Raw genomic sequence first — 20,191 nt, forward strand, 5'->3', positions numbered from 1 at the left:
TCCGACGTCGTGGGTACGGGACGGAATGAGGTTCAGGGAGCGCTTCTGGCACCTGGCAGTCCGACCGGAAACTGACCCGTTCGTTCGGCGGGTGGATTCGTATGTTTTCGCGAGACGGGGCAGCGGGTCCGCTCGGTGCAAGGATGGCGTCTCACGCGCCTTCCCCGTTTGGGCGGCAGACCAGGTCCGCATTGGCTACAGCGGTCTCTTCCCAACCAACACCCGCCCCTGCTTTCCCAGCGGTCACGGAACGCGCTGTCTGTGCCCCTCGCGCGCCCTCCGTGCGCACTGAGCCGGTCCTCTCGCCTCCAACAAGCTGTGTCTGCGGTATCCACCGTCCACGTCCACAGCTTGAGGGGGACAAGGTGCCGGAGGAATGGATGCGGGCTCTCGTGGCGGACTTTGGATCCGAGTGCAGGGAGCGTCTGCGGGTCAGCGACACGGAGGCGTCCATCATCCTGCCGGTGGCGAAGCTGGTGGAAGCATTCGGGGCGCGCGGGAAGCTGAGTCCTCGTCTTCATCCTGAGTCTCCTTTGCCCGAGGCCCGGGTGCGTCCGGACTACGCGGTGGAGACATCGGGGCGCATCATCGGCTTCCTGGAACTTAAGGCGCCAGGGCACGACGTCCCGCCCGACGGCTTCACGAAGCGGGACCGGGAGCAGTGGGAGCTGATGCGCAGACCGCGGCAGCCCGGTATCAGTCCGGTTCCTGCGGGCACAACTCGGGCGCGCAGGTGCGCCCGGACGAGGGCGCGTGCGGCGGTGACGCGGTCGGGGTTCTCCACGGTGGCCTCGGCAGCGGCGAAGGCCGGGATGCCGCTTAGCCCGTGCTCCGCGTCGTCGAAGTTGTCCAACCTGGTCTTCGGTGCGGGAGACGCCGTGTAGGCGTCGCTTCCCAGTCCTGCCGATCGGAGAAGATTGCGTGGGTGCGAGTCCTTCGTGCCCACGACGACGAGGACCTTCGGGGTCATCCCCTCGAAGGCGGTCGTGGCGAGCGGTGCGTAGGGCTGTGCCGCCGGGCCGTTCAGATCCGCGCTCCGGCCGGGTGTGGCGATCATGACGCGGGCCCCGAAGCGGGCGTCGACGGCTCACCGACAGGTTCAGGGTTGACGGGCGTGCTCGCCGTAGCTCGGGTCCGTGATCGCCGGCGGGTTCACGAACTGGCCGACGCGCGCGGGCTGTCAGCCGCCGAACTGCTCAGCGAAGAAGGAGGGCATCCTTTCGTCCTCCAATTGCCGAGCAGCCGTGGAGAACCGTGCGGCGCATGTCGGAGGCGAACGGCCCGTCGTAGGAGGCAGGGCCGTGCGGCTCCGTGGCCGATGCCACGGATCCGCAGGGTGGTTACCGTCAGAAGCCGACGCTCGGATCGACCGTGTCCTCTTCCGGTTCCACGCTGTACAGCGTGCGGTCCTCGATCCCCAGGGCGCGCATCAGCTCGTTGGTCGGAATCCTGTACCTACGTCCGATGCGGAGGACGGGGCAGGGGAACTCGTCCTCGCGGATCAGCCGGTACGCGGTCGTCGAGCCGATTCCGAGTGCTCGGGCCGCCGTGCGCAGGTCCACTGCGACGGGCAGATCGAACATCTCCGTGAAACTGAGGCGGCCCTCTGCCGGGCCCTTCACCCTCGCCTCCCCGCAGGGCGGACCGGCCGGGTGTCCGCGCGGCGCCCGGGCCGTCGCCTCTTCCCGGGGCTGTGACCCGCCGAGCGGTCCTGCGCCCCGTCATCGGTGTCGATGAAGATTCCCTGTCGGCGCAGGTACTCCGGGCGCACCCGGAAACGCAGGGGTGCGCACAGCCCGTCCGGGCCGTCCGGACGGTCGACCCGTACGTCCAGGCTCTCCGCCGCCGGAGCGTTCGCCTCCTCGCCGGACGCATTGAGAGCGTGCTCCTCGGTGATGCGTTCGATATGGGTGGAGGGAAGCTCCCGCAGCCCTTCCCGGGCGAGATGCCACGCCCTGGCGCGCGCCGCGTGCAGCAGGGAGGAGTCGGTGAGACAGCTCGCGCCGTCCCGATCCGCCAGCTTCTCCAGGAGAGCCAGGACCATCTCGGCCTCCACGTCCGACCGGTCGGCCCGCAGGCGCGTGCAGACCCGGTGGACCGTCCCGGTCAACCGGGGCAGGGCCAGCCAGAGCGCCAGGAGTTTCCCCGTGCTGTCTGGAGTCAGGTCGCTCTGCGCCGTGCGGATGACCTCCTTCCAGACCATGGTGACGAACTGCGAGTCGGAGCCCGGGCCGTACAAGGCCTCGTGCGTCTCGGCGGCGGTCAGCCGGACCGGATCAGCCTCGTCGGCGTCCGTGGGGACGAGCACGAAGACCGCCTCACTGGTCCGGGGATCGTCGAAGTGCCGCCTCACCGAGGCGAACGCACTGCTGCGCGGTGGATACATCAGGAAATGTCCTCTCTTCGGACTGCGAGAATCTGAGTCCGGAGGTGCTGGAGATACCGAGATGCTGGACGAGGTGGGTCCTGTGGTGGGGACGTACCGCCTCATATCCGCGTCAAGCGGATGACGAGTCCCACCAGCCTCACTTTGATGCGTGAGCATGCCGTAGTGGTCTTCTCGACCAGGTAACGCCGCCTTTGACCACGAGCGTGTAACAAGCGCGGCAGCCAGGCCGCGAGCTCGCCGGTGACGAAGTTCGCGAGGCTGGTGGGTGCCCGTACAGAACGGGCACCCACGAACTGTTGCGCTCAGGCGGTCTCGGAGGACGAGGTGTCCGGCGCCTCGGTGGGCGGGGTCGCCGGGGTGGTGTCTTCGGTCCGGACGGCCGCCCGCCGACGGCGGCTCGGCGGCCAGTCGGGGGACTGGCGTAGACGCGCTGCCCGGCGGTTGCGCTGACGGCTGTTCATCGGGTTCGTGGTTCCTCTCTGATGAGTCGATGGATGGCTAAGGCCGCCGTTTCGTGCTTCTGCGAGCGGCTGGTGCCATCGTGCCCGGGGGCGAAGTGGGGCCGTAGAGCGAGAACTGAGGGATAACTGAGTCCCCGGGGGGCGTGAAGAAGCAAGCGCGTGTGAAGCGGCACAGCGCGGCGCACAGATGAAGGAGCGCCGGCGAGGAGCCGGATCGCTGACTGCGGCGCGGTGAGGGGGAGGGCGATGGAGGGGTACGTGCTGGGCCCGGTGCGAGCCGAGGGGGACGGCGGCAGGAGGGTGGTCGAAGGGTCGAAGGTGGCGGCCCTGTTCGCCCTCCTGGTGACCTCGCCAGGCTGCCGGTGTAACAGGAAGGAGATAGCCGAGGCCCTCTGGGAGGGTGACGAGGATGTCAGGGGCCGGGTCGACCGTGTCGTCGCCGACCTGCGGAAGCGGCTGGGCCAGGAGTCCGTGCCCCATAGCGGCAAGTCGGGTTACTGCACGCTCCGCGTGCCGGTGGGAGACGTCGACCTGCTCCGTTTTCGCGAAAAGGTGAAGCAGGCGGAGGGACTGACCTGCAAAGCGCAGTTCGAGCTGCTCGGCGCGGCCTTGGAGGAGTGGGACGGCGAGGACGAACCGCTGCACGGACTGTCCGAGACCGGCTTGCACTTGCGTCGGGAGGAGCTACGGGCCGAGTTGATGGCCGCCGTGCACGCACGGCTGGACGCAGCCTACAAGTCCAGGGAGGTCAAATGGCTGCGCGAGGAGACGGAGAAATGGTTCGAGCGCGCGCCGGAACTGCCCCAGATCTTCCGGTTCTATCTGCTCGCCCACGCAGACATGCCGGAGTCCCGATTCGAGCGGCTTATCAAGAAGTGGGAGAAGCGCAACGGAAAAGCGGACGTCGATGTACAGAGCGCCATTGACCAGGTCCGGGGAGAGGGCCGTCGGCCGGGCGGGGTGCTCCTGCCCCCCGTTCCCGACCAGTTGCCCGGCGGCAGGCGCAAGCCGATCGGGCAGGACGAGCTGATTGGCGACCTCTTCGAGGCCGTGTGCGAGGAACAGGACGCCGGCAATATGGCGCTGGTCCTGATCAGCGGCATGGCGGGCGTCGGGAAGACCACGGTGGCCGAGAACCTCGCCGGTCGGCTGCGGGAGCGGTTTCCCGACGGGGTGCTGCGCGGCGAACTGAACGGATTCACCGACGGAGACGTGCGGCCCGCTGAACCGGACGAAATCCTGGATGGCTTTCTGGCCGCGCTGCCTCCCTACACCACGGTGACCGGAACGGAGAGCAAGAGCAACGCGCTGCGGTCGGCGCTGGCCCACCGGTCGGTGCTCATCGTCCTCGACGACGCGCTCAGTGCCCAGCAGGTGCTGCCGCTGCTTCCCGGAGACGGTACCTGCGCCGTGATCGTCACCAGTCGTAACGACCTCCTGCGGCTGCGGTCGGAGAGAAGGGTGCTATTCCGCAAGATGGAGCCGCTGCACGAGGCGGACGCCTTGGAGGTACTCCAGGAGAAAGTGTCGGCCGAGGACCGGGCCAAGCACGCCGTGCCCTTCAGCAAGCTGGTACACCTCTGCGGGCGGCTGCCGTTGGCCCTCGTGGTGGTGGCCCGGCTCCTGGAGGTCGGTGCGCGTCCGCTGCACACCCTCCCTGCCCTGGTGCGGGAGATGGAGAAGGAGCTGGAGCGGACGAAGCTGGACACCCTGGATCTGCCCGAGCACGAACTGTCGGTCCGCGCCGCGCTCAACTGCTCCGTGCGCGTGCTGAATAAGGAGGCCCGGCTGCTGCTGTGGCAGCTCGCCGTCCACCCCGGGCCCAGCGCTTCCTGGGAGGCGGTGATGGATCTGGGACGGGCAGTAGACGAAGGGACGCGTACCGACCGGGCCCTGGTGGACCTCGTGGCGGCGAACCTGGTGGAACATCACGGCGACCGCTACGGGCTGCACGACCTCGTGCGGGCCTTCGCCCTTCGGCACGTGCGGCCGGTGCCGGACGGAGAGAACGCGAAGATCGAGCGGGCGACCGTACGACAGGTGCTGGCACACCAGCTGCACAACGTCCGCGCCTGTGACCGGGTGCTCGACCGTGAACGCACCCTGCCCACCGGCGAACCCGGAGCGGTCAGGGTCATCGACCCCGCGGACCTCGCGGAGGCGATGGCGTTCCTGGACGAGGAGTACGCCACCGTCCAGCGAGGCGTTCACTTGGCGATCAATCGGCGTATCGACCAGTACACATGGCTGCTTCCGATGGCCCTGGTCATCTACCAGTGGCGCCGCCGCCTGCTCGATGATGCGCGGCAGAACCTCCGGTACGCCGCCGAGGCGGCGGAAACCGTCGCCCGCCCGGTCGATTGCGCCATGGTCTACCGGTCGCTGGCAGGCACCCACTGGCGGCTCGGTGAGTACGACTTGGCTGTGGGCAACCTGCGCAGGGCCGTCCGGCTCAGCGAGGAAGACCACAGCACGGAAGGCCGGCTGAGTCTGGCCCATACGCTGCACCGGCTCGGGCTCACCCTGCGCAAGCAGGGCGACCGGACGGGAGCGGAGGAAGCGCTCGGCCGCGCACTGGAGTTGTGCCGGGAGCTATCCGACCGGGTCGGGGAAGCGGCTGTTCTGAACGTCCTCGGCGCGATCGACTTCGACCGGGGCGAGCACGAGCAGGCGCTCCGTCGGTGCGCCGATGCCCTGGGCGTGGTGAAGCGCACGACGGAGCGCAGCGGCCTGGCCGATGTGTTGTTCACCCTGGCCAAGGTGCACCTGGCCCGTGCCGAACGGGACGAGGCCATCACCCTGTACCGGCAGGCCTCCGAAATCTACCGCGAACAGGAGAACTGGCCCAACGAGGAGAAGGTACGGATGCTTTTCGCTGATGTCCTGGTGTCCGCCGACGACACCGACGGGGCGGTGCGGGAGTTGGAGAGAGCCATCGTGCTGCGTGAGCTGATGGGCGGTGAGGGGGTGCGGGAGGTCCGGGAGCGGCTGGAAGGGCTGAGGTGACCCGCCCGGACGGTGGCCGTCGGCTCACCGTCATAGCCGGGGCGGATGCGTGCGGTAGTACTCGGTCGGGTCCGGGCGCAGGGGCTTCGATGGCCGTCGCGAGTCGACCTGGGGTAGGTGGCAGCGGAGCCGATCGAACACTTCACGGACATCCGCGGGGCGCTCCGCCGCCTTCCACCGGACCATCCACAGCGCCAGGGAGGCGTACTCCGGGGGTAGTTTGGCGAGCCGGTCGGCCGGCAGCACCGGGGTGCCCTCTTCCGCCCGCTCGTCCTGCCCGCCGTAGGGCAGGCGCATCACGGTCATCTCCAGCAGGATGCAGCCGAGTGCGAAGATGTCCGCTTGTCGCGTCAGACCTGACGGGCACGCATCGGACTGCTCGGGGGAGGCCCAGCCGCGCGTGCCGCGTGCGTATTCCGTCCCCTGATCCGCCACGACCGCGTGGCCCATGTCAATGAGCCGGAGACGGCCGTCCGGCTGCACGATGACGTTCTCGGGCTTGAGATCGCAGTGCACCAGATCCCGGTCGTGGACCTCTGCCAGAATTTCGCACAGTTGGCCGATGACGGCCGCAACGGTCCCAGGATCCTTAACGGGCAGGGCTGCCGACAGGACCTTCTGCAGTTGGTGCCCTTCGACAAATTCCATGACCAGGCACCGGCGTCGCCGGTGTGTCCCCGTGGCGATGACTTCGGGAATCGCCTGGATTCCCGTCAGCATCATCATGCGTGATCCCTCTTTGAGGAGTTCATCGCTGGCCCAGTGGAAATCGCTCTCGGGTCCGAGGTCCCGGGCTTTCTGCAGCTTCAACGCCACCTTCTGCCCGCTGCTGCGGTCGCGCCCGAGGAAAAGGTCGCCCTGGCCGCCGTCGCCGACCATGTTCAGCACTTCGTAGCGCTCCTCCACATCGCCGATCTCCTCGATTTCCCTCATGGCCGTCCACCCTTCCTCCCTACGGAAATGGAGTATGAAATGTCGCAGCCATGGCTGCCCCCCGACGGGGTGACCCGCACATCCGAAGTCATCACGGTATCCGCCGGAATGTTCAAGGGGGGAGAATTCCGATGCCCCGCCGCCGACGCTCTCAAGACCCGCGGTTACCACACCGCCGACCCCGTACCGCGCCGCCGTGAGCGGCTGGAGCATTTCACCCTGGGTCCCTTCATGGCCGCCTGCGACATCCGTTCGGGGCCTGCCGGCCGCCCGCCCCGGACACGTACCGGGCCTCTGCACGACGGTCTGCGGACCTGGTCGGAGCACGGCGTGAAGATGTACGAGGCGGCTTTCCCCCTTGACCCGGAACGCCCCCTGCACGAGGTGCCCGAGCCGTGGACGTACCGCTACCGACCGTCCGGTCCCGACCCGCGTGACGCCCAGGAGTACCGCCTCACCGTGTGGGGCCGCTGCCTGGCCTCCCCGGACGGTGCCTACCGCGAACTTCGTCTGCCCGTGCACCGCCTGCGGGACCTGTCGCCCGAGGGGTTCACCGCGGCCGTCGCCCTGGTGCTCGCCGAGGGCACCCCCGGACCTCCGCCGGAGCACGTACGGATCGTGGAGTTCGCGCTCTTCGACGGAGGTACGCGGGAACTCTTCGCGGGAAGCCGGGAAGAGGCGCGCGTCCGGTACCGCGAACACGGCCCCGCCGCCCTGGCCGGGGTACTGGACGGACGGGAATACCGCCCGGGGTCCGCCTGTGGCGGATGCCCCTACCTGTCGGTGTGCCCGGCCCTGCGCACAGCGCCCGGACTGCTGGGCATCGAGGCGCACGACCGGCCCCGCCGCACCTGGTCGGTCACCAACGGGCGGGCCTACCGAGCTTGCCCGGCGCGTGACCACATGCGCCGGCTGCACCTGCCCACGGCGGACTCCGTCGAACGCGAGGTGACAGCCGAGCGCGGCCGGGCGCTGCACGCCTACCTCGCCGAGCGGCACGCCCACGGATCGCCTCGGCCCTGCACGGTCGAGGTTCCCGAGGAGTGGGTACCGGAGGGATTCGACCTGCCCGCACGCGAACGCTCACTCGGCGCCCTGCTGTTGCGGCGGCACGCCGCGGTCTGCCCGTTGCGGTACGTCGGGGACGGTACGGATGTGCGGACCGAGCCCCGGGTGGTGCGGCACGACACAGTCGCCAACGTGGTGGTCCTGGCCGCGCCCGACCTGCTCTACCGGGATGCCGGGTCATGGGTGTGGCGCGAGACCAAGACCTCCGTCACCGATCGGCGGTCCGACCGCCCCCTGCTGGAGCGTTATCCGCAGTTGGCCCTGGCCGTCGTGCTGATCGCCCGCGGTGACCTGGGCGGTGATCCGTTCCGCGCGCGGGTCGAGCTGGAGGTGCTGCGCCCTGGCGGCGCCGACCTGGAGATCATCGATCCCTTCGCCCCGACCAATCGGGTCACCGCCGAGAAGGTACTACGGGCGATGGTGGCCGACTGGCACGGGGACGACCAGTACGCGGCCCGGCCCGGTCGCTCCTGCGAGCGGTGCGAAGTGGCCCGCTGGTGCACGGCGTCGTCCGTCAGCGAGGCCGCGGCATGAGGGCGGGGTCGGCCGGCCGAGCCGATCGGCCGGACGCCGGCAAGGCGTCCGGGGGCGTGGGCAGCGACCTCTTCGGCGAACTCGCCCGCATGGTGGCGGCTCTCTCCGAGGTCCAAGGGCTCCGCTCCTTCACCCTGCCCTATCCCGGCCTCGCCCAGCGGGCGCTGGACCACACGGTGATGCGCTGCCTCGATGCGGGGGAGGCGCCGCCGAGGAGTCTTCCGGAGCTGTGGGAGTGGTGCCGGACCAGGCCGTCCGACGATCCACTCTTCGCGGTCCCCTCCTCCCTGGTCTCGCCGGGCACCACGCTGGTGCACCGGGTCGGCCGGATGCCGACCCGGTCGTGTCTCGAGGTGGCCTCGCACGGACCGGACGGAGGCGTGGCGGGCCACGCCCGCGCGCTCCTCGGGGACCTGCACGCTCGAAGTGGAACGGAGGAGCGCTACCGGCAGTGCCGGGCGTTCCTGGCGCGTCACCCGGTCGTCCACCAGCAGGACCGCTTCGCGCCGGGTTGGAACAGGGCGGTCTGGAGCCGGGTCAGGAACCTCTACGGTCCGTTGCCCGAGTTCATGCTCGTCGACGGAGACTTCCTGTACTGCCCCTCGTGCAGGCTCCCCGCGCTGCCCCGGGACAGTGCCATGCCCGTACCCGGATCGTCTGGCACCGGCGCGGAAGTCTGGTGCGAGGGGGAGGACTGCCCGCGCGACGCCCCTCCGCGGCTCATACGTGAGCCGGACCAGGCGTGGATCCTGCAGCGCTCGCTGCGGTGGTACCTCGTACTGCCGCACCGCACCGACGAAGCCGCCCGGGAGGCATTGGAGCGCGCCGGAGTCGCATACGAGACCCTGCCCGGTCTTCTGCCCGCCTACCGGCTCAGGGACACCGGCCCCCGCATCGTGGACATCCAGGTGTACGACCGCCTGCAGCCGGCGCTTCTCGCAGCCCATCTCACCGACCACACGCCCCTCGCGGACCGCACCCTCGTCGTAGTCCCCGACGCGCTCGCCGGACGGGAGGGCTACCGGCAGGCCTTTACCGACGCCCTTCCCGCGCTCCTGCGGGACCGGCTGGTGCTCACCACCCCCATGGACCACGTGCCCGACCTGGGACAGGCCCGGCGAGAGGAGAAGGACGATGCGTAGCATCACCCCGCCCTTGACCGACGTGTTCAACGCGCTCAAAGCATTTCTGGGGTCCTCCGTGCCCCAGCCCGCGCTGGAAGCCCTCTGCCAGGTCGAACTCGGCCTGTACCTCCAGCAGAAGATGATGCCGGGCAGCCCCGCGGGCAGCGCCTGGGTGCTGTTCAGCGGTTACGGGTTCGCCGAGGCGCACCGGGCACCGCTGCCATCCGATGCGGCGAGGACCCTGCGTATCGCCAGGTACTCGCTGTGGACGCTGCGCCGGAGCCGTACCTGGCTTGAGGCGCTGGACACCTACCAGAAGTTCGACCCCAGGGTGCGCGCCTACGACGTACCGGACGCCGAGACACCCGCTGACCGCCGCGACCTCTCCGTCGCCAGCGACCGCTTCTCCGTCTACGAGCAACTGCTGCGTGCCGCACCGCCGCTGGCGGGCAGGCGCCTGCCGGTCGCGGGTCAGGGTCCGCACGCCTTCCCCGTCAGTCGCACCATGGCCGTCGTCGACCTGCCACCGGTCCCCCGTATCCCCCTCGTCGCCCACGACATGGACATGGAACCGGCCGGCGGCGGCGAGCCCTTGATCTTCACCAGGGAGGACCTGGAGCGCACGGCGGCGGAGATGGACGCCCAACACGCTCGCTCCGGCAAGGGCCGGGCACCACGGTGGCTGGAGCGGCTACGGTCCTTCGACCTGTCCACCAAGCAGAACGGAACCTTCCACAAGGCGAGGAGGGACGAGGACTTCGCCTTCACGGTCGATGGCATCCAGCACCTGCTCGGCATTGTCGGCGCCGGGAAGAGCACACTGCGCGACATCATCGCCGTCCATCTCGCCAAGCTGGGCAAGCGCACCACCATCGTCGTCACCGATGTCGCGGAAGTGCTGAAGCTCGTCCGGCTTTACGACCTCTACACGGACGGCGCCGCCGCACCCGTGCTCGGCTCCTCGGGCCGTGAGCGGCACGCCCAGCGGTTGCACCGTCGGCTGGCGGGCCGGGGCGAGCACCGACTGCTCGCCCACGACGACCCCGCCTTCGCCTACCTCGGCACGTCCTGCCTGCTCAACGTCAGACGGCAGGGCGCCACGTCGACGACCGAACCACTCGCCTACGGTGAGGCACCCTGCTCCCGGCTCCGACCCCCCTCGACCTTGCGGCGTGACCCGAGCGACGGACGATACTCCGAGTGGCAGAAGGGGGCGACGAGCTGCCCGTACTGGTCCGCCTGTCCCCGTCACCACGGAGCTCGGACCCTGGTCGGCGCCCTGATCTGGGTAGCCACGCCGGCCGGGCTGATCGACGCCTCGCCGCCCCGCCCTCAGAACGGCGAGCGCATCCGCTTCCTCGAACTCGCCTGCCGCCGTAGTGACCTCGTGATCATCGACGAGGCCGACCGTGTCCAGATGCAGCTCGACCGGACTTTCGCACCCGCCGTGGTCCTCGCCAGCGACGAGGACAAGGGCCTCATCGACCAGCTGAGCCGGCACAAGATCCGGGAACTCGCGGCCGGCGGACGCACCCAGCTCTCCGAACGGGACGTCGAGACCTTCGCCGCCGCCCTCAACACCGCGGGCGCGGCCACCGACCGCCTGTACGCGATGCTCGTCGCCGGGTACGAGCTGCGCAAGTGGGTGCGGACGGGCTACTTCAGCGCCTGGACGCTCCAGCTGGGGCTCCTCGACGAACGCTACGAACTCCCCGACGACAGCGGTCCGGACCACCCTCATCACGCCCCCCGCGAGGCTCTCGGGAAACTGCTCGACGCGTTCCGGGACAACCCCTTCGGCGACCGTCACCGCAGGACGGAGCAGGACTTCAGCCACCTGACCGCCCTCCTCAACGAACTGCTCCACACCGGAAACCCGGAGAACACCCGGCGCCGCCTCACCGAGGTCATGGACGAGGTCTTTGCCATCGACCCGAAGTACATGGCTGCCCGGCAGCGGAAGTACCAAGAGGCGTACGACGAGTGGCGGCGTGAGGAGGAGGAACAGGAGAAGAAGCGCCGGCGCCGCAGGAAGCCCAAGCCTCCGCCCCAGACTCCCGAGGAATGGCGAAAGCAACTCGCGGAGCGCTTCGAGTTCACACTGTTGCTCAGCGCCCTGGAACCACGGCTCGCCATGATCAACGCCATGTGGCCCCGCGTCGAGGCCGCCCTCAGCCTGGGCTTCAACACGATGTACCGCCGACCGCTCGACTACGGCCCGATGGTGCCTGAGGCGCCGATGGGCAATGTGCTCGGCTTCCAGTTCCGGGTCCCGGGTGAGGACAAGGGCGGAGTCCGCAGTGGCGAACTGACCTTCTTCCGGTGCAGCGGCGTCGGACGTGAGCTGCTGCGCGCCATCCCCGATCTCACCTCCGTCGACGGCAGGCCCGGCGCCCACTTGCTGCTCATGTCAGGCAGCAGCTGGGCGGGCGCGTCCAGCCGCTACCACGTCTGCGTCCCGGTCGGTGTGGTCATCGAACCGCCGACCGAGGTGACCGAACGCATCGCCAACGAGAGCTCCATGCGCTTCGAGTTCATCGACGATGGCGACGAGAAGCTGCGCATGTCGGGAACTGATCCGGACGACCGCCCGGAGAAGTTGCGCCGCATCGCGTGCTATCTAGGTGAGGCCGGAGACGAGTACGAGGTCACTGAAGGTGGTCCGCTCCAGCAAGAGTTGCTCTCTCTTCCTCCCGGGCGCGACCAGATCCTTCTGCTGGTCGGCAGCTATGCCGAGGCGCGTGTGGTGGCCGACACACTGCACAACCTCAACGTCCGTTGGCGCAACAAGGTGCTGTGCCTGGTGTCGGACGACGAGGAGGTCACTGCGGAGGACGAAGCGCCGTCCGCCTACCACGCCCGATCACTGCGCCGGGGCGACGTCGAGCACCTGAAGGACCTCAAGGCGGACATCCTGGTGGCGCCCCTGCTCGCGCTGGAACGCGGCCACAACATCCTCAACGAGGGCGACGAGGCGGCCATCGGCACGGTCTACTTCCTGGCACGGCCCCATCCGCACCCAGAGGACCTCCACCTGGCCGTCAACGCTGTCAACGACTGGGTCGTCCGCGCCGTCACCGGGGGTGACTTCGCCACCCTGGTACAGGGAAAACCCACCGTCGAGGAGGGAGCGGAGGAGTTCCGCCGCCTCGCCCGTTCGTACTGGTACCAGGTACTCGCCCGTTCGATGGCGTGGAGCCGCCTCGACGACGATGTACGGGAACAGGTCACCTGGGACATGCTGGTCCTGTTGTGGCAGGTGATCGGGCGACTGGTACGCGGCGGCGTACCGGCCCGGGTGGTCTTCGTCGACGCCGCCTTCGCCCCCAACCGCAGCGCCGTACCGGCGCGGCCTGACACTCCCGAATCCAGTCTGCTGCACAGCGTCCTCGCCGTCCTGGACCCGTATTTCGACGGCGCCACGACGACCGCGGAAAAGCAGTTCATCGTCCGCGCCCTGTACGCGCCACTGCGCAGCATGCTCACCCGCCTGCTCGCCGCCGCCGTACCCACCCACCCGTAAGCGCCGAACCTCTGTCTCAGGAGGTAATTCCGTGTACCACCACATTCGCGTCGCGGCCTACGAACCCGACCCGCTCCACGGACCCTGGCGGGAGGAGATGAAAGTGCTGCGGCTCGGCGAGGACCTGCACGCCGAGCTCACCGGGATGCATGCCGAGGCGGACAGGAACTCCGTCCACCCTCACCGTCTCCCCGTGCGCAGGCTCAACTCCCTGCTCCAAGCGATGGCGCCAGGCGTCATCGCGACTGGTCGCAACGCCGGGACGGATGGCCGTCTGCCGTGGCTCTACGCGCGGGAAGCCGTCCCGCCGGAGGTGCTGGCCCCGGTGGTAGGAGCTTGGGCGGCGGGCATGCACCGGGAGGACGACGACTCGGAGGGCGCCGATCTCGAGGAGAGGCTCCGCTCCGGTGACCCGGCCGAGACGGTACGTCTGCCCCACTGGGAGACGGAACCGGTCGACCTCGCCGAGAGCGTGCTCTCGGCGGGCGGAACCGCCGAACCCGCCGCGCGGCTCTACAGCCTGCTGCCCGAGTGGATCGCCTTCCGGCTGGCCGCCCGGACGTTCCGCACGGGCGGCGCCACACTCCACTTCCGCGTCGAGAGCTCGGGTGACGGCGCGCGACTTGTCTCCTGGCCGCCTCAGCGATACGAGCGCCGACGGCAGACCTGGTACTACTCGGCCTGCCTCACCATCACCGTCCACACTGTGCCGTTCGCCCCGCGGTTCCGCGTCCATGTGTCCACCCAGGTACGCCGGTGGGCCACCCGACTGGATGTACGCCCCCACCAGCTCGGCGGTACGACCGTCCTGCTCGACGCTCCACTGCCGTGGCCGGAAGGGCCGGACCGGGGCCACCGGCTGATGGTGAACACGCTGGGCTACGACCGGCGGTCGAAGGAACTGGCCTGGCGCCGGCACAGCCCCGCACCGCTCCTGCCCGAGCTGGACATCGTGCGCAACTATCCCCCGCCCGAAGCGCTCTTCGCCGACCCCGAACGGTGGATCAACGGTTCCGGGGACGTGGCCGCCGGCATCGTCTACCACCCGTCAATCGGTCCGCACGAGGTCGGACCCGGGCTGATGCCACGGGAGCGGGCGGATCTGGACGCCTGGGTCGAGGAAGGGCTGCGCCCCCTGCTGACCCGGGCCCCCGACCTCACGCGCGTCTCACGGAGCAACACGCCCTCCCTGCTGCCCCGTTCCGGCGCCGGACGCGTCCCGGGCGTCCGCGACGCCCAGCTGGCTCTGCAACGGCGGGCGGCGCTGACCCGCGCACTGAACGGCCGCCCTCTGGAGATCGACGTCTTCTGGCAGTCCCCGGAAACCCGTGCGGCGCTGCTCGCCGAGCTGCCCAAGCTCATTGGTCTGCCCGCCGGGCAGCAAGTGCCGTCGGCCGACGGGGAGACCTGGCAGTGGCAGTGCGAGGGGGTCGACATCCGCGTCCGGGCCCGGCCCGCGGGACCCTTGGCCGACGCCCTGCCGACCACCCGTGCCCGCGGGCGCCTCAAGGCCGTCCGGCTGGCCGAGGCCATCGAAGGGCGCTGCGGGCTCGTGGCGGACCGGGCGGACCCACTCCTCGGCGGGGCCGGAGTCGTGATCACGGAGATCGCCGGCAAGGAGCGCTTCGCCGCCGTCCCGGACTCCGACCCCAAGCACGCGTTGCGCATCGCCTGGGCACGGCAGGGACGGCTGACCCAGTTCGTGAACTCGCCCGACGACACGGACAGCGCTCTGGAACACCGGGCCAGGTGGACCTGGCTGGACGCCTTCCGGCAGCTGGGCGCAATCAGCCCGCCCGCCCATCGGGTGGGAGCCGGCATTCCGGGCGACCTCCAGTACGCGGCGCTCTGGCTCGTACGCCACACCAGGAGGGGGCCCACGCGATGCCCCGTCCACCGGCTGGTGGCGGTGCGGGTGCGCCCCGGGGACGGACCGGGCGTCATCGAGGGGTGGGACGCAGAACGAGCCGAATGGGTGCCGTATCCGAAGCTGTTGCTGATGCTCTCCCAGGCACGGGAACCGGCGGCGGGCGGCGGGAAGGAGACCGGCACGGGTAAGCTCGTCGATGACTCGCCAGCCCCGGGAGGATCCCGGCCCGCTGCCCGTCCGGGAGTGGAGCAGGACAGGCAGCGGGAGACCGAACGGCAGATCCGGGCACTGCTCTTCCAGCTCCGTGACCGGCCGACGCTGCTGCTGGCGGACGCCGGTAATCTGCGCCAGTGCTGGCCTGGCCTGCGCAACGGTGCACTGGACCGCGACACGCTCGGCTTCGGGGCCGAACCCGCACAGCGGCACACGCTCTACGGCCACGACCTGCGGGTGCTACTCGTACGGGACGGCAACGCCCGGGGTGAAGTGGCGGAGTGGTACGCCCACGACACCGAGGACGGGGTCGGCTTCGCCGAGGGTGTGTGGGGGACGGCAGATACGGAGGGCCGTGTCTTCGCGAGTACGGCCTCGAAGCCGCACACGGTGGCGAAACTACCGAAGGGGCTCATGAAGCTGGTGCCCACGGCACAGGGCCGGACAGCGCCAGGGAAGACCGCGTGGAACCCCGGACAACTGGAGATCACCGTGCTCGGCTGTCTGTCGGAGAAGGCGCTGACGGACTCGGGGCGTGCGGGTGACCCGCCCGACCGGCCGGCGGAGTGGGCGACGCTCGCGCACCAGCTGCGTTACCACGACGACTACCCGCCGCTTGCCCGGCCTCTCCCGCTGCACTGGGCGCGTCTCGCCGGTGAGTACGTGCTTCCGGTGGCTGGAACGAAGTCGGCGGGGAGTACGTCATCCGTTTCCTGAGCGAGGTGCCGCCTGAATGGGGCGTCCCAAACGATCGACGCTGATAAGGATCAATGCTTCCCTCGTGTGAGCGCCGAAGCCTGAACCTGCCTACGGGGAAGGCGTCTGGTGCACTCCTTGCCCGGATCACCGGGCGTGCGCCGTGACGCTCGTTTGACGCTCTTCGCACCTGGTGTCCCCAAGACGGAGACGACGGACGGACCTGACCTGTGGTTTTCTCTGAGCTCACCCGGGTGACAGGTTTCCGATGACTCACCATGTGGAGTGTGTGGCGATTTGGAGCCTGCCGCCAAGGGCACCTGGTCTCGGATGGGCACGGTCACCCGGCGTGGCTCGGCTCGGGGTCAGCGGTCCACTGCTGTCTCCCGGTCGATGCGTGACAGTTTCTCGGGGTTGCGTACGGCGTAGATCCCGGTGATGAGGCCGGCTTCGAGGTGGAGTGCCAGGACCGAGTCGATCTCGGAGTCGTTCTCCGCGTCGTTCTCGGCGGCATCCGTGCGGAGGATCAACGCCGGGTGGCCGTTGACCTGGGCCGGGTGGAAGGTCGCCTGGAAGGTCGCCGAGGTGAGTCTGCTCAGTACGCTGAGCACCGGTTCGGCGCCCACGACGGGCTCCAGTGCGGCCCGTACGACTCCGCCTCCGTCGGTCAGCAGCACGACGTCCGGGGCGATCATGTCGAGCAGGCGTTGCAAGTCGCCTGTCTCGACCGCCTGTTGGAATGCTGCCAGCGCCTCACGTGACTGGGCCGGTGTGACGGCCTCGCGTGGTCGGCGCGCCGCCACGTGGGCCCGCGCACGGTGCGCGATCTGCCGGACCGCGGCGGGGGTCTTCTCGACGGCCTGTGCGATGTCGTCGTAGCTGAGATCGAATACGTCACGCAGGACGAACACGGCCCGCTCGGTCGGCGTGAGCGTCTCCAGTACGAGCAGCATCGCCATGGAGACGCTGTCGGCCAGCTCGACGTCCTCGGCGACATCGGGCGAGGTGAGCAGGGGTTCGGGCAGCCACGGGCCGACGTAGGACTCCTTGCGGCGACGCAACGTGCGCAAGCGGGTCATGGCCTGGCGCGTGGCGATGCGCACCAGGAGGGCGCGCGGGTCCCGGACCGTGTCCTGGTCGATGTGCGCCCAGCGCAGCCAGGTCTCCTGGAGGACGTCCTCGGCATCGGAGGCGGAGGCGAGCATCTCGTAGGCGACGGTGAAGAGCAGGTTGCGATGGGTGATGAATGCCTCGGTCGCGGGGTCCGTGGCGTCGGTGGCCGCGGGGTCCGCGGTGTCGGTGTGCGGGCCGGGGCCGCGCCCGCCGGGCGCTTCGGTCTTCTGCTGATCGCCCTCGTGCACCGTGGCTCCTGTTCGTTGCTGTCGCGTGCCTGGTTCGTTCAGGCACAAGTCGCCGCTCGGGGCCGTCCTGTGACACGGAGGGTCGGTGGCCTGGGTCACATCGCCCTGGTGTCACAGGGGCCGGGCGGGCGGTGACTTATGGGCGTCAAGGCGTCGCGCGGATGATCCGGGCGGCACACGATTCCACGAGTGAGGACGTTGTCATGGAACCCCGTATGAGTCTGTTCGCGAACGAGACCGGCGCCAAGATCGGCAAGCGGATATTCGCCGTCAGCCAGGTGATCCACGAGTCGGCGCTGCCCAAGCCCACCCAGGAGCTGGTGCAGCTGCGCGCCAGTCAGATCAACGGCTGCGGCTTCTGCGTCGACATCCACGGCAAGGACGCCGCGGCCGCCGGCGAGACCGCGACCCGACTGAATCTCGTCGCCGCCTGGCGGCACTCGAATGTCTTCACCGAGGCCGAGCGGGCCGCGTTGGCTCTCGCCGAGGAGGGCACTCGCATCGGTGACGGCCGCGAGGGCGTGTCCGACGAGACCTGGGACCAGGTCCGCAAGCACTACGACGAGGACCAGGCCATCGCGCTGGTCGCCCTGATCGCCATGATCAACGCGACCAACCGGCTCGGGGTGATCCTCGACAACGTGGGCGGCGCCTACGAGCCCGGCAACCTCGCCACCATCGCCGGCTGATCACCGTCGACGCCACCCGCCGGACCGTATGCGCGCTGGACTCCCGGCCCAGCCCGTCAGGGCCTCGATGCGTTCGGCCCGGCGGGTGGTCGCGTCGGTGGTCTGTGTGGCCCACGCGATGTGGCCGTCCGGGCGTACCAGGATCTCCGTCACTCCGTGCAGGTTGGGGTGGGAGGCCCGTGCCGGGGCGTTCGTCGCGGTTGCCGCGATGAGGTGTGGGGGCCGGTCGTCGCGGTCCCCGGCGGGCGGTCGGGTCTGGCCGGTGTCGTGTTCCGCGACTGAGATCAGGACGAAGCGGGCCGGTGTGAGGAGTTCGTGTACGCGTGTGTTCTCCGTGGTTGGTGTGGTCAGTTCGATGTCCGGCATGCGGCTGCCCGTCAGGGGGTGGGCGCCTTGGTGTGGTGATGTGTATGCCGTGCTCAGTGCCGAGACGCGGTCGGCGAGGAGACGGTTGACGTCCTTGATGCCGAGCAATTCGTCGAACAGGGTGCGCAGGGCCGTCGCGGCGTTTTCGTACTGGGGGACCAAGGGGAGTTCGGCCAAGAGCTGTTGGACGGTGGTGTTCCGGGTGACTGTCCGTCCGATCGGGCGTCGTTCGTCCTCGTAGCTGTCCAGCAGGCCCGCGGGGGCCCAGCCGTTGATCTCGGCGGCGAGCTTCCAGCCGAGGTTCATGGCGTCCTGCAGGCCCGTGTTCAGTCCCTGCCCGCCCGCCGGGAAATGGATGTGGGCGGCGTCGCCGGCCAGCAGCACGCGACCGTTGCGGTAGCCCTCGGCCAGGCGGGTGGCGTTGCCGAAGCGTGAGAGCCACCGCGGTTCGGCGATGCCGCAGTCGTGGCCGCAGAGGCGCGTCAGGGCGTCCCGGAACTCCTCCAGCGTCACCGGTTCGGCGGCGGGGACGCGCATGCGCTCGGGGTCGATGCAGACGAAGCGGGTGAGCCCCGGCTCCAGTGGTACGACCATGACGCCGTGTGACCGTGCTGCTTCCAGGGTCTCGGGGGCGGCGTCGACCACGGCGAAGTCGCCGAGTACGCCGGTGAGCGTCTCGTCGGTGCCGGGGAAGCCGATGCCGACGGCCTGTCGCACGGCGCTGCGACCGCCGTCGCATCCGACGACGTATTGCGTGCGGGGTGTGGTGATCTGTCCGTCCGCGGCACGGAGTTCGACCGACACGCCCGTGTCGTCCTGTGTCAGCCCCAGGACCTCGTGCCCGCGGTCGATCCGCACACCCAGTTCGCGGGCCCGCTCCTCCAGCAGGGCTTCCGTGCGCGCCTGGGCCAGGAACAGCGTGTAGCCGTGCCCGCTGTCCAACGCGCCGAAGTCGAGCCGGGTGGGCAGATTGGCGAAGTGCCAGCCCGGCAGGGTCTTCCCCCACGACAGGAAGCGGGGCAGGAGACCTCGCATGTCCAGCAGCTCCAGGCTGCGCGGATGCAGCGTGAGGGCGCGGGAGTTCCGCGTCGCTTCCGTGCGACGCTCCACGATCCGCACCCGCGTGCCGGCCAGGGCGAGTTCACATCCGAGCATGAGGCCGGTCGGGCCTGCGCCTACGACGATGACATCGGGTTCATCGGGGTTCATGACTGCTCCCTCTGTGGTGAGCCATTAGTGAACAGTGTTCACGTGAACGATGTTCACTATAGTTGGGGGCATGAGCTCTCCGTCAATCCCGAGCAGGGGCCGGCCGCCGCGGCTCGACCGTGCGAAAACCGTCGAGACCGCCCTCGAGCTGCTGGACGACGTCGGTCTCGAAGCGCTCACGATGCGCAGGCTGGCCGACAGGCTGGGCGTCCAGGCCGGGGCGCTCTACCGCCACTTCACGACCAAACAGGACCTGCTGACCGCCATGGCCGAACGCATGCTCGGTGACGTTCAGGCTTCAACCGGGTCGGAGGACTGGGAAGGGCGCCTGCGAGCACTCGCCCGTGCGATGCGCCGGGTGCTCCTTGCGCGCCGTGACGGCGCCAGAGTCTTCGGCGGCACCCACTCGGTCGGCCCCCACACGCTGGCCTTCGCCGAATCCGTCCTCGGCGTGTTCCGCGAGGCCGGATTCAAGGACGAGGACGCCGCCCGCGCACTCATGACCCTGGTCAACTTCACCCTGGGCCACACGCTGGAAGAGCAGGCCGCCACCATGCCGCGCGAGGACGGTGCGCCGGACGAGGCGGACCGCCTGCGGAGCGCTGTCCTGGCCGGCCCGTATCCGCATCTCACGGCCACAGTGCCCGTGCTCACCAGCACAGACTTCGACGCCCACTTCGAATTCGCGTTGGACGTCCACGTCGAGGGGCTGCGTCGGCTGCGGTGCGGCGCCTGATGAGGGTTCTGCG

At 69.5% G+C, this 20,191-nt stretch carries 14 protein-coding genes; 7 read left to right on the top strand and 7 right to left on the bottom strand.

Annotation, left to right across the window (positions count from 1 at the left end; translation table 11 throughout):
• Positions 1-559: 559 nt before the first annotated feature.
• From DEJ47_RS36630 to DEJ47_RS36635, 4 genes are all read right to left on the bottom strand, one after another.
• Entirely contained in the window at positions 560-1,057 is a 498-nt protein-coding gene (locus DEJ47_RS36630; RefSeq protein ID WP_190415620.1) for a hypothetical protein, read from the bottom strand.
• 289 nt (positions 1,058-1,346) lie between these two features.
• Positions 1,347-1,583 (bottom strand): helix-turn-helix domain-containing protein, encoded by a 237-nt coding sequence (locus tag DEJ47_RS29115; protein ID WP_150175926.1) that lies wholly within the window; start codon positions 1,581-1,583, stop codon positions 1,347-1,349.
• A gap of 35 nt (positions 1,584-1,618) precedes the next feature.
• Positions 1,619-2,386: a hypothetical protein gene (locus tag DEJ47_RS29120; protein WP_150173175.1), complete on the bottom strand. Its 768-nt coding sequence runs from the start codon at positions 2,384-2,386 to the stop codon at positions 1,619-1,621.
• A 305-nt stretch (positions 2,387-2,691) separates the two neighbouring features.
• The gene (locus DEJ47_RS36635; protein WP_157854403.1) at positions 2,692-2,850 is read right to left on the bottom strand and encodes a hypothetical protein; all 159 of its coding nucleotides are present in this window, start codon (positions 2,848-2,850) and stop codon (positions 2,692-2,694) included.
• A gap of 258 nt (positions 2,851-3,108) precedes the next feature.
• Between DEJ47_RS36635 and DEJ47_RS29125 the strand changes: the two genes are divergently transcribed.
• Positions 3,109-5,856 carry a tetratricopeptide repeat protein gene (locus DEJ47_RS29125; protein WP_190415622.1) on the top strand — a complete coding sequence of 916 codons (2,748 nt, stop codon included), beginning with the start codon at positions 3,109-3,111 and terminating at the stop codon, positions 5,854-5,856.
• A gap of 30 nt (positions 5,857-5,886) precedes the next feature.
• On the opposite strand, the gene DEJ47_RS29130 is transcribed toward DEJ47_RS29125, so the two are convergent.
• The gene (locus DEJ47_RS29130; protein WP_150173178.1) at positions 5,887-6,789 is read right to left on the bottom strand and encodes a serine/threonine protein kinase; all 903 of its coding nucleotides are present in this window, start codon (positions 6,787-6,789) and stop codon (positions 5,887-5,889) included.
• A 39-nt stretch (positions 6,790-6,828) separates the two neighbouring features.
• On the opposite strand from DEJ47_RS29130, the gene DEJ47_RS29135 reads away from it, so the two are divergent.
• From DEJ47_RS29135 to DEJ47_RS29150, 4 genes are read left to right on the top strand one after another with little or no spacing between them, the layout of a single operon-like run.
• Complete coding sequence (locus DEJ47_RS29135; RefSeq protein WP_150173180.1) at positions 6,829-8,391, top strand: PD-(D/E)XK nuclease family protein; 1,563 nt, start codon at positions 6,829-6,831, stop codon at positions 8,389-8,391.
• A gap of 56 nt (positions 8,392-8,447) precedes the next feature.
• Positions 8,448-9,533 (top strand): hypothetical protein, encoded by a 1,086-nt coding sequence (locus DEJ47_RS29140; RefSeq protein WP_150173182.1) that lies wholly within the window; start codon positions 8,448-8,450, stop codon positions 9,531-9,533.
• Positions 9,526-13,038 (top strand): hypothetical protein, encoded by a 3,513-nt coding sequence (locus DEJ47_RS29145; protein WP_150173184.1) that lies wholly within the window; start codon positions 9,526-9,528, stop codon positions 13,036-13,038. The genes DEJ47_RS29140 and DEJ47_RS29145 overlap by 8 nt, the downstream gene beginning before the upstream one ends.
• Positions 13,039-13,069: 31 nt before the next feature.
• Entirely contained in the window at positions 13,070-15,838 is a 2,769-nt protein-coding gene (locus tag DEJ47_RS29150) for a pPIWI_RE module domain-containing protein (protein ID WP_190415624.1), read from the top strand.
• 344 nt (positions 15,839-16,182) lie between these two features.
• On the opposite strand, the gene DEJ47_RS29155 is transcribed toward DEJ47_RS29150, so the two are convergent.
• Positions 16,183-17,178: an RNA polymerase sigma-70 factor gene (locus tag DEJ47_RS29155; RefSeq protein ID WP_150173186.1), complete on the bottom strand. Its 996-nt coding sequence runs from the start codon at positions 17,176-17,178 to the stop codon at positions 16,183-16,185.
• A 203-nt stretch (positions 17,179-17,381) separates the two neighbouring features.
• On the opposite strand from DEJ47_RS29155, the gene DEJ47_RS29160 reads away from it, so the two are divergent.
• A complete protein-coding gene (locus DEJ47_RS29160; RefSeq protein WP_150173188.1) occupies positions 17,382-17,867 on the top strand; it encodes a carboxymuconolactone decarboxylase family protein in 486 nt (161 codons plus the stop codon).
• Here DEJ47_RS29160 and DEJ47_RS29165 read toward each other — a convergent pair whose 3' ends face one another.
• Positions 17,868-19,442 (bottom strand): monooxygenase, encoded by a 1,575-nt coding sequence (locus DEJ47_RS29165; protein ID WP_150173190.1) that lies wholly within the window; start codon positions 19,440-19,442, stop codon positions 17,868-17,870. It lies immediately after the preceding gene.
• 70 nt (positions 19,443-19,512) lie between these two features.
• Between DEJ47_RS29165 and DEJ47_RS29170 the strand changes: the two genes are divergently transcribed.
• Positions 19,513-20,178 (top strand): TetR/AcrR family transcriptional regulator, encoded by a 666-nt coding sequence (locus DEJ47_RS29170; RefSeq protein WP_150173192.1) that lies wholly within the window; start codon positions 19,513-19,515, stop codon positions 20,176-20,178.
• Positions 20,179-20,191 lie beyond the last annotated feature (13 nt).

Source organism: Streptomyces venezuelae, assembly GCF_008642355.1.
Taxonomy (GTDB): Bacteria; Actinomycetota; Actinomycetes; order Streptomycetales; family Streptomycetaceae; genus Streptomyces; species Streptomyces venezuelae_B.

Excerpts from the sequence above, each read along its gene's own strand:
- DEJ47_RS36630 (WP_190415620.1), bottom strand. The coding sequence starts at position 1,057 with ATGATCGCCACACCCGGCCGGAGCGCGGATCTGAACGGCCCGGCGGCA.
- DEJ47_RS29115 (WP_150175926.1), bottom strand. The coding sequence starts at position 1,583 with ATGTTCGATCTGCCCGTCGCAGTGGACCTGCGCACGGCGGCCCGAGCA.
- DEJ47_RS29120 (WP_150173175.1), bottom strand. The coding sequence starts at position 2,386 with ATGTATCCACCGCGCAGCAGTGCGTTCGCCTCGGTGAGGCGGCACTTC.
- DEJ47_RS36635 (WP_157854403.1), bottom strand. The coding sequence starts at position 2,850 with ATGAACAGCCGTCAGCGCAACCGCCGGGCAGCGCGTCTACGCCAGTCC.
- DEJ47_RS29130 (WP_150173178.1), bottom strand. The coding sequence starts at position 6,789 with ATGAGGGAAATCGAGGAGATCGGCGATGTGGAGGAGCGCTACGAAGTG.
- DEJ47_RS29135 (WP_150173180.1), top strand. The coding sequence starts at position 6,829 with ATGTCGCAGCCATGGCTGCCCCCCGACGGGGTGACCCGCACATCCGAA.
- DEJ47_RS29145 (WP_150173184.1), top strand. The coding sequence starts at position 9,526 with ATGCGTAGCATCACCCCGCCCTTGACCGACGTGTTCAACGCGCTCAAA.
- DEJ47_RS29160 (WP_150173188.1), top strand. The coding sequence starts at position 17,382 with ATGGAACCCCGTATGAGTCTGTTCGCGAACGAGACCGGCGCCAAGATC.
- DEJ47_RS29165 (WP_150173190.1), bottom strand. The coding sequence starts at position 19,442 with ATGAACCCCGATGAACCCGATGTCATCGTCGTAGGCGCAGGCCCGACC.
- DEJ47_RS29170 (WP_150173192.1), top strand. The coding sequence starts at position 19,513 with ATGAGCTCTCCGTCAATCCCGAGCAGGGGCCGGCCGCCGCGGCTCGAC.